At 64.5% G+C, this 6,000-nt stretch carries 8 protein-coding genes; 5 read left to right on the top strand and 3 right to left on the bottom strand.

The features are described 5' to 3' along the window. Positions 1-328: 328 nt before the first annotated feature. The gene (locus QN397_RS23270) at positions 329-1,027 is read left to right on the top strand and encodes a glutathione S-transferase family protein (RefSeq protein WP_323498838.1); all 699 of its coding nucleotides are present in this window, start codon (positions 329-331) and stop codon (positions 1,025-1,027) included. Further along, complete coding sequence (locus QN397_RS23265) at positions 1,024-1,725, top strand: SDR family NAD(P)-dependent oxidoreductase (protein WP_323498837.1); 702 nt, start codon at positions 1,024-1,026, stop codon at positions 1,723-1,725. The genes QN397_RS23270 and QN397_RS23265 overlap by 4 nt, the downstream gene beginning before the upstream one ends. 170 nt (positions 1,726-1,895) lie before the next feature. Here the strand turns inward: QN397_RS23265 and QN397_RS23260 are convergent, their stop codons facing one another. Both QN397_RS23260 and QN397_RS23255 read right to left on the bottom strand, forming a co-directional pair. Next, entirely contained in the window at positions 1,896-2,204 is a 309-nt protein-coding gene (locus QN397_RS23260; RefSeq protein WP_323498835.1) for a LysE family translocator, read from the bottom strand. A gap of 42 nt (positions 2,205-2,246) precedes the next feature. Next, entirely contained in the window at positions 2,247-3,191 is a 945-nt protein-coding gene (locus QN397_RS23255) for a LysR family transcriptional regulator (protein ID WP_323498834.1), read from the bottom strand. Between the two features lie 102 nt (positions 3,192-3,293). On the opposite strand from QN397_RS23255, the gene QN397_RS23250 reads away from it, so the two are divergent. From QN397_RS23250 to QN397_RS23240, 3 genes are all read left to right on the top strand, one after another. Further along, positions 3,294-4,073 (top strand): SDR family oxidoreductase, encoded by a 780-nt coding sequence (locus tag QN397_RS23250; protein ID WP_323498833.1) that lies wholly within the window; start codon positions 3,294-3,296, stop codon positions 4,071-4,073. Positions 4,074-4,231: 158 nt separating this feature from the next. Then, complete coding sequence (locus QN397_RS23245) at positions 4,232-4,846, top strand: nucleotidyltransferase domain-containing protein (RefSeq protein ID WP_323498832.1); 615 nt, start codon at positions 4,232-4,234, stop codon at positions 4,844-4,846. Beyond that, positions 4,839-5,255 carry a hypothetical protein gene (locus tag QN397_RS23240; protein ID WP_323498831.1) on the top strand — a complete coding sequence of 139 codons (417 nt, stop codon included), beginning with the start codon at positions 4,839-4,841 and terminating at the stop codon, positions 5,253-5,255. Before QN397_RS23245 ends, QN397_RS23240 begins: the two co-directional genes overlap by 8 nt. Position 5,256: 1 nt before the next feature. Here QN397_RS23240 and QN397_RS23235 read toward each other — a convergent pair whose 3' ends face one another. Next, positions 5,257-5,883, bottom strand: a complete 627-nt coding sequence (locus QN397_RS23235; RefSeq protein ID WP_323498830.1) for a LysE family translocator — start codon at positions 5,881-5,883, stop codon at positions 5,257-5,259. Positions 5,884-6,000 lie beyond the last annotated feature (117 nt).

Here is a 6,000-nt window from a genome sequence, read left to right as displayed (position 1 = left end):
GGGTGGGCTAGATAGTTCGTCCTGCGGTGGAGGTGTCAGGATTTTTGTGTTCGAGGCGGGTTGGATTGATTCGCTCTCGGGTAATTCTCTAATGCCTTCAGGCCCCTGTCAGGCCGCTGGAGGCACCCCGGCCCTGCTGGCCACGTGAGACTGCGTCCTTCCAGCTGGCGTAGTCCAGCGAGTTGCAGGTCAGGTGCACGATGCATGGTTGCACGCGCGGTCTGATCCCTGTCGTCAAACTATGCCTCGAACTCAAATTCAGGACGAGCTCCAAAGCGCAAAAGCGTGAGCCGCTCCACAATCGATTCCCTTTCCACAAAGCGCCACCATGATGAAACTCTACTATCACCCCTCGCCGAACCCCGCCAAAGTAGCGCTGTTCCTTGAGGAAGCCGGTCTCGAGTACGAACTTGTGCCTGTTGACACTCGCAAGGGCGACCAGCACCTGCCGGCTTTTACCGCGATCAACCCGAACGCCAAGACTCCGGCGCTTGTCGACGGGGATGCGGTTGTCTTCGACAGCAACGCCATTCTTCTCTACCTCGCCGAAAAGACCGGCCAGTTTCTTCCCGAGAACACGCCGGCTGCGCGCGCGGAAATGCTCTCGTGGCTGATGTTCGTGGCCACCGGCATCGGTCCCTACTCGGGACAGGCCGTGCACTTCAAGCACTTCGCACCCGAGCCCAAAGTCTACGCGTTGAACCGCTACGATTTCGAGGCGTGGCGTCATTGGAAGATCGTGGACGCGCGTCTCGCTGATCGTCACTGGATGCTCGGCGACCGCTACACGGTGGTGGACATGGCCGTATGGGGCTGGGCGCGCGCCGTGCCGTTCGTGCTCGGCGCCGAAGCGTGGCAGGAGCTCCCCAACGTGAAGCGCCTTCTCGATGAAGTCAACGCGCGTCCAGCAGCGCAGCGCGCCGAGGCATTGAAGGCCAAGCACGCCTACAAGGCCGAAATGGACGAAGGCGCCAAACAGGCGATGTTTCCGCAGAACGCTCGCCTCGCCACGGAAGGGGCGGCGTGACCGTTTTGCCGTACCGGCGCGCACTGATCGTTGGCGCCGGTCCCGGTCTCGGCGCCAGCCTGGCGCGAGCCTTTGCAGGCGAGTGCGGAATGCGCGTCGCGGTCGCAGCGCGCCGACGCGAGCCACTCGAAGCGATTGCCTCCGAGACCGGCGCAGCGCCGATCGTGGCCGATGCAAGTGACGGAGCCGCCGTCGACGCGCTGTTCGATGCGGCCGAACTGGCGCTTGGTGGCGCGCCCGACGTCGTCGTTTACAACGCGAGCCAGCGCGTTCGGGGATCGTTCGTCGACGTCGATGCCGAAGCGGTCGCGCGCGCGGTCGACGTCACAGCGATCGCCGCCTTTCGCGTCGCCCAGCAAGCCGTGCGCCGGATGTTGCCGGATCGACACGGGGCGGTGTTATTCACCGGTGCTTCTGCTGGGATCAAGGGGTTCGCGCAATCGGCCGCGTTCGCGATGGGCAAGTTTGCGTTGCGTGGCCTCGCGCAGAGCATGGCGCGGGAGCTGGCGCCACAGGGCATCCACATCGCTCATGTCGTCGTCGACGGCGCAATCCGTCCCGTCGGTGTACCGAACAACGGCCAAGACTCGCTCCTCGACCCCGACGCGATTGCTGCCACCTACGTGCACCTGCTTGCGCAACCGCGCAGCGTCTGGTCCTGGGAGATCGAGGTGCGTCCTTGGGTCGAGCACTTCTGAGCGGCGTGCCGCGCTCAGACGACGATAACCGGATACGGCCACCTGGTGCCGCCGCAGCGGCATAAGCGGTTCGACGGCCGATGCTGTTTTAGTTGCCTCTCGCGCACGCGTCATGCGCGCCACAGAATGATTTCGCTTACAAGTCCGCGCGTGCGCCGCCGAGACTTGAATCAAGCAGTCCGCCGCGTCAACAGCAGCAGCCCGCCCATCAAGGTGAACAACCCACCACACACGCGATTGGCCCAGCGCAGCGGCCCGCTCCGGCGCAGCAGTGGGGCCAAGCGCGACACGCTGAGCGCACAGGTCGTGAGCACCGTGAACTCCAAGACCATGAAGGTCAGCGCGAGGATCGCGAACTGCGGCGCCATCGGCGCAGACAGGTTCAAAAATTGCGGGAAAAACGCCGCGAAGAACAGCACGGCCTTGGGGTTGCTCGCGCCGACCAGCAAGCCCTGCAGGTAGAACGACCGGCGCGGCACGCTGGTGGCGTCGCTGCCATCGACCTCCTAACGTCGAAAACCTCATTTCCCCTGAATCAAAACATCCCAAGGCGCAGGTTTCGGGAACACCTCTTCCAGAAATCCCACAAACGCCATCACATTCGGATTTCCCCGCCGACTTTCTGGCCAGAGCGCGGTGATATCGAACTTGTCGCTCAATATGAACTGCGTGAGCACCGGCACCAGTTCACCGCGCCCGACATAGGGCGCAGCGATATACGTGGGCGAGATGCCGACACCGCCGCCCGCAGCAAGGATCGCCGCAACAGCATCACTGACGTCAACCACGATCCCAGCGTCGGGCAATATTTCCAGCACGCGTTTGCCAACATGAAACGGCCAGCGCAATGTCTGCCCCGAGCTTTGATAGCGGAAGTTCACGCACTCGTGCGCCGCCAGGTCTTCGGGATGTTGCGGGGTGCCGTGCTTGGCCAGATACGCCGGCGAGGCGAAGGCGCACAGCCGATGCGGAGCGAGTCGACGCGAGATGAGGCGGCTGTCCACCACGTGCCCGACGCGGACGGCCACGTCGATGCCCTCCTCGATCAGGTCGGTGACGCGATCGCCCAATCGCAAGTCGACCGACAGCTTGGGATAGCGCTCGCGAAATCGCGGCAACGCAGGCGCCAGCAGGTTGACGCCGATCGGCAGCGGCGCAGTGACCTTGATGGTGCCGGACGGCTCGCCGCGCGCTGCCACCGCCGCCTGCTCGATCTCTTCGACGGCTTGTAGCAGGCGAAGCGCCCGCTCGTGCATATCGCGCCCCTCGGAAGTGAACGTGAGCGCGCGCGTGGTGCGGGTGAATAGCGTTAACCCGAGGCTGGTTTCCAGCCGCTGAACGCTCTTGCTCACGGCCGATGGCGACACCGACAGCGCACGGGCCGCTGCGGTGAAGCTGCCGAGCGAGGCCGTGCTTGCGAATGCAATGAGTCCGGTGAGCCGGTCGAGATTTATTTGTTCCTTCATGGCATGAGTAAATCAACTTATAGCCTGGTTATCAACTGTTTGGTGAATCCTTAGTCTCTCCAGACACCGACACCAACCGGGTGCCGACCACAGGAATTCACAATGACCACCAGCCCTCCCACCATCTCTGATCTCACCAGCAACCCACTTTCCGAATCGTCTTCCGGCGCGCTCCAGGGGCAGACGGTCGTGCTGTTCGGCGGCACGTCCGGCATCGGATTGGCGGCTGCCATCCAGGCCAAGGCAGCGGGCGCCAAGGTCATCGTCATCGGCTCGAAAGCCGAGCGCGCGCAGCAGGCAGCCACGGCCAACGGCCTGGACGGCTGGCGCGCAGCTGATGTCACGCGCAGCGAAACCATCACCACCGCGCTGGTCGACATCGCGCAGGTCGACCACTTGGTGCTGCTGGCCGGCAGCTTCGTGGCGGGCAAGGTGCGGGAGGCCGAGGTCGACTACCTGCGCAGGGCGTTCGACGAGCGCATCTGGGCGGCAGTGCATACGATCCGCGCGCTGGGCGACCGGCTGTCGAAGAACGGGTCGATCACCTTCATCTCCGGCGCGCTGTCGGACCGCCCGAACGCCTACGGCACCGCAGTGCTGGGCGCAGCGTCCGCCGCGATGGAGGCGCTGGCGCGCGGGCTGGCGCTGGAACTGGCGCCGACGCGGGTCAACACCTTGTCGCCCGGCATCACGGACACGCCCCTGCTCGGCCGGGCGTTCGGCGATGGGCTCGACGCGTTCGTGTCCGGCCTGAAGGAAAAGCTGCCCCTGCATCGCCTCGTCACCGCCGCAGAAGCCGGCGCCGCCGTGGTGTTTCTGATGACCAACGGTGGGATGAATGGGGAGACGCTGCACATCGATGGGGGGTCGCGGCTGGTGTGAGCGGTGTGCGTGCGCGTGGATCTGGTGACGCCGCGCGACTTGCCCGTCCAGTTCCGCGATCTGCTACGGGCTGAGGCCAAGCCGGTATAAGTTTGCCGCGCCACCAGCAGGAACCCGTCCGCCAACGAATACCCAATTTGGGCATAATACAACCCATTATGGGTACGATCACTCGGGTATCACCTTCTGCAAGCCTCGCGGACGCCTTGTTCCCCAAGGTGCGGCAGCGCGTCCTGGGTGTGCTGTTCGGCAATCCGACGCGCAGTTTCTACGCCAACGAGGTGATTACCCTCGCGCAATCCGGTAGCGGCGCCGTTCAACGCGAACTGGCAGGGCTGGCAGGAGCCGGGTTGCTCACCGTGTCGCGCCTGGGCAATCAGAAGCACTACCAGGCCAATGCCGATGCGCCGGTGTTCGCCGAATTGCGCGGGCTGGTGGTCAAAACCTCTGGTGTGACCGACGTGTTGCGTGCCGCCTTGCTGCCGCTGGCGTCGCAAATCCAGGTGGCGTTTGTATTCGGCTCGGTGGCGAGCCAACAGGACACTGCGCAGAGCGACATCGACGTGTTGGTGGTGAGCGCGAGCCTAGGCTACGGCGAGCTGTTCGGCGCCCTGGAGCCGGCCACCGTCACGCTCGGACGCACGGTGAATCCCACGCTCTACACCCCTGGCGATCTGGCTCAACGCAGCGCGCAAGACAACGCGTTTGTCGTGCGTGTGCTCGACCAGCCAAAGATCTGGTTGATCGGCAACGACGAGGTGCTGAATGACTGATCCGCTCGGCAACCTGTGCGGTCCCGGCAAGGCGCTGCGAGCCGAAGCGCCTGATGCTGCTGAGATCTCCGGTTTGCTTCGCAGCGGCCTGGCCCGGTTGAATGATGCAGGGAACACGAGTTTGTCACTCGAAAGCCGATTCGACCTTGCCTACAACGCCGCCCACGCGCTTTGCCTGGCCGCACTGCGCCGCAAGGGCTATCGCTCGGGCAATCGCTACGTCGTGTTCCAGGTGCTGCCGCATACGCTCGGCTTGGGACCCGAGGTGTGGCGGGTGCTCGACAAATGCCACAACACGCGCAACCTCGGCGAATACGAAGGGCTGCTCGAAGTCGATGAGCGCCTGGTGGATGGCCTGATACACGCGACCCGTGCGGTCGCGAAGGCGCTTCAGCTGGATCAGTCTTGAATCAAGCAGTCCGCCGCGTCAACAGCAGCAGCCCGCCCATCAAGGTGAACAATCCACCACACACGCGATTGGCCCAGCGTAGCGGCCCGCTCCGGCGCAGCAGTGGGGCCAAGCGCGACACGCTGAGCGCACAGGTCGTGAGCACCGTGAACTCCAAGACCATGAAGGTCAGCGCGAGGATCGCGAACTGCGGCGCCATCGGCGCAGACGGGTTCAAAAATTGCGGGAAAAACGCCGCGAAGAACAGCACGGCCTTGGGGTTGCTCGCGCCGACCAGCAAGCCCTGCAGGTAGAACGACCGGCGCGGCACGCTGGCCGCGCCCTTGTCGACGCTCAGCACCGACGCGTCGCTCCGGAAGGTCTTGATGCCGAGCCAGACGAGATAGGCCGCGCCGATGAGCTTGGCCGTCGTGAAGGCGGTTTCCGATGCGGCCAGCAGCGCGCCCAAGCCGGCTGCCGAGAGCAGCATGACCATCAGCACGGCTGTCACCGACCCTGCCACGGAAGTCATCGCGCGCCGCGTGCCATGGTTCAGCGCGTTGGTCATGCACATGAGCATGGTGGGGCCGGGGGTTGCGATGAGCAGCGCGACCGCTGCGACATACAGGAGGTAAGTGGAGAGCGTCATGGGCCAAAGTATGCGGGAGCCGGGTCGATGTCTGGCGCTGCGAACCGCTTCCGGCAATCCCGCAGCGTTACGCCCAGGTGACGCTAAAAAGTCCTGCGCATGCGCTCCTCGAGGGCT

The organism is Variovorax sp. RTB1 (assembly GCF_035018765.1).
In the GTDB taxonomy this organism is placed as follows: domain Bacteria; phylum Pseudomonadota; class Gammaproteobacteria; order Burkholderiales; family Burkholderiaceae_C; genus Variovorax.
This window is presented reverse-complemented; position numbering and strand designations above follow the sequence as displayed.

Excerpts from the sequence above, each read along its gene's own strand:
- QN397_RS23235 (WP_323498830.1), bottom strand. The coding sequence starts at position 5,883 with ATGACGCTCTCCACTTACCTCCTGTATGTCGCAGCGGTCGCGCTGCTC.
- QN397_RS23245 (WP_323498832.1), top strand. The coding sequence starts at position 4,232 with ATGGGTACGATCACTCGGGTATCACCTTCTGCAAGCCTCGCGGACGCC.
- QN397_RS23255 (WP_323498834.1), bottom strand. The coding sequence starts at position 3,191 with ATGAAGGAACAAATAAATCTCGACCGGCTCACCGGACTCATTGCATTC.
- QN397_RS23250 (WP_323498833.1), top strand. The coding sequence starts at position 3,294 with ATGACCACCAGCCCTCCCACCATCTCTGATCTCACCAGCAACCCACTT.
- QN397_RS23240 (WP_323498831.1), top strand. The coding sequence starts at position 4,839 with ATGACTGATCCGCTCGGCAACCTGTGCGGTCCCGGCAAGGCGCTGCGA.
- QN397_RS23270 (WP_323498838.1), top strand. The coding sequence starts at position 329 with ATGATGAAACTCTACTATCACCCCTCGCCGAACCCCGCCAAAGTAGCG.